Genomic DNA, 2,037 nt, shown 5'->3' with positions numbered 1-2,037 from the left:
TCGTTCAAGCCGAACCCGCTTCACGGCGGCAAATTTTTCAGGTATGTTCGTGCTCTATTGCCGCCGTGCAGCGGGTCGGCTTAACTCAGGCGTTAGGCTCGGCTGGTGTTCAAAAACTTGCAGAGTAAAGAGCCGGATAATTCTGCATGGGCATTGGTTCTGCACCCGGATTTATGCTTCGCCCCAGCGAGCACCTGTTCCTCTTGCGCGGCCAGTACCGCGCACGCGCCGTCCAGCTTCTCGCTCAGTCCAGGCGCGCTCAACACGCTGGCGCCGCACGCCCTGCCTCAGGCTCGCTCACTTGGCTCTTCGGCGGCCAAGCACGCAGATGCGACAACCATGCTTGTGTCGCACGTCACGCAGCAGGTCAGCGCCATCCAAGCACTGTGGCAGCGAGTTCCCGCAAACGGTGGTGCAGCAACACACCGGCCAGTCCGAGCCTAACAGTTCGTTCAAGCCGAACCCGCTTCACGGCGGCAAATTTTTCAGGTATGTTCGTGCTCTATTGCCGCCGTGCAGCGGGTCGGCTTAACTCAGGCGTTAGGGCGCTGACCAAGCAATGTCGATAACCAAACTTGCTCTCGCTATGCTTCTCGGCACAGCCAATTCTGCTCCAGCGAACCAGGGCCTTGAGGTCACGCTCTCAGCCGACTGCCAGGAGTATCAAGCAGGCGATCCGATAGTGTTGGACGTACGCATCACCAACACGCATAGAAATCCCGTAACTTTGTATGGGCGTCTCGGCTGGGGACTTCTTAGTGGCCTATCTCTAGAGATCAAAGACAGTACAGGAAAGGAAATTCAACCAAAGTTCCTTGACCACGATATGCCGGTGCCGTCCACATTCGACGATCGGACCTATTACTTGACTCTTCAGCGTGGGCATTTCTTCGGAGTCACCCGCCGAGACACGATTGAGCAGCTATTCCCTGCTCCTGGTGCCTATACCCTTCAGGTGTTGTATCGCAGCCCAATCCCCGCTGCCATGGAGCCTTTGGTGAGTGACACAGTTGTACGCGGGGATGGTGTGGTTGCTTCAAACCAGATCGTGATTATGGTGGGCCCAACGGCTTGTCGGCCAACGGGCACGCGCCCTAACAATTCATTCAAGCCGAAGCCGCTTCGCGGCTCGGCTTAATTCAGGCGTTAGCTGCCACCAAAGGAGATCGTCGTGAATTCGGATTTCCTCTGCCGCTTCCTGCTTTGGTCGCTCGCCATCAACTACGCAATCCTGATGACTTGGTTCGTCGTGTTCGTGGCGGCGCGCAACTGGTTGCGCGCACTTCACGGTCGTTGGTTCCGGCTTTCCGAGCCAACATTTGACGCGGTCCACTACGGCGGCATGGCGGTCTACAAGATAGGCATCCTGCTGTTCAATCTCGTGCCACTTCTAGCGCTGTACTTCGTGGGCAGTGGCAGCTAACAATTCGTTCAAGCCGAGCCCGCTTCGCGGCCTCGGCGCCAACCGGACCGCATCGGGCGGGCCGGCTTAACTCAGGCGTTAGGCCTGCTTAGGACAATATGCCCGTCACGCCATTCCATCTCGGCCCAGGCGTAGCCTTCAAAGCAATTGGAGGTCGCCACTTCAGCTTCATGGTCTTCGGCGGATCTCAAGTTCTTATGGACATTGAGCCGCTCATCGGCATGCTCACCAATAAGCCAATACTGCACGGCCCAACTCATACGCTTCTCGGCGCCTTGGTGATTGGCACTATCGCAGGCATCATCGGCAGACCCATTAGCACTGTAGTGCTTCGCAGGCTATCCATCGCGCATTATCCATTCACATGGCTTGCGTCATTCATTGGCGCGTATGTGGGTACGTTCTCTCATGTCATCCTAGATGCAATAATGCACTCGGACATGTCGCCTTGGTGGCCTATCGCGAGCGGGAACCGTAAGCTCCCCCCTATCGCGCACACCTGAGAAGTAGAACTTTCTGGCATCTTTCCGCCAGGAGGTTCCATGAAGAAATCGAAGTTCACCGAGGCGCAGATCGTCTCGACCCTGAAGCAAGGCGATGCCGGCGTGCCGATC

3 protein-coding genes are annotated in these 2,037 nt (G+C 57.0%); 2 read left to right on the top strand and 1 reads right to left on the bottom strand.

From position 1 onward, the window contains the following. The first annotated feature begins 559 nt into the window (after positions 1-559). Complete coding sequence (locus K8I04_01735; protein MBZ0070439.1) at positions 560-1,138, top strand: hypothetical protein; 579 nt, start codon at positions 560-562, stop codon at positions 1,136-1,138. A 33-nt stretch (positions 1,139-1,171) separates the two neighbouring features. Then, on the top strand, positions 1,172-1,423 hold the full coding sequence (locus tag K8I04_01730; GenBank protein ID MBZ0070438.1) for a hypothetical protein: 252 nt from the start codon (positions 1,172-1,174) through the stop codon (positions 1,421-1,423). A gap of 71 nt (positions 1,424-1,494) precedes the next feature. Here K8I04_01730 and K8I04_01725 read toward each other — a convergent pair whose 3' ends face one another. After that, on the bottom strand, positions 1,495-1,683 hold the full coding sequence (locus K8I04_01725) for a hypothetical protein (GenBank protein MBZ0070437.1): 189 nt from the start codon (positions 1,681-1,683) through the stop codon (positions 1,495-1,497). Between the last annotated feature and the right edge of the window lie 354 nt (positions 1,684-2,037).

Source organism: Gammaproteobacteria bacterium (assembly GCA_019911805.1).
GTDB lineage: Bacteria > Pseudomonadota > Gammaproteobacteria > Thiohalobacterales > Thiohalobacteraceae > JAHJQQ01.
This window is presented reverse-complemented; position numbering and strand designations above follow the sequence as displayed.

Excerpts from the sequence above, each read along its gene's own strand:
- K8I04_01725 (MBZ0070437.1), bottom strand. The coding sequence starts at position 1,683 with ATGAGTTGGGCCGTGCAGTATTGGCTTATTGGTGAGCATGCCGATGAG.
- K8I04_01735 (MBZ0070439.1), top strand. The coding sequence starts at position 560 with ATGTCGATAACCAAACTTGCTCTCGCTATGCTTCTCGGCACAGCCAAT.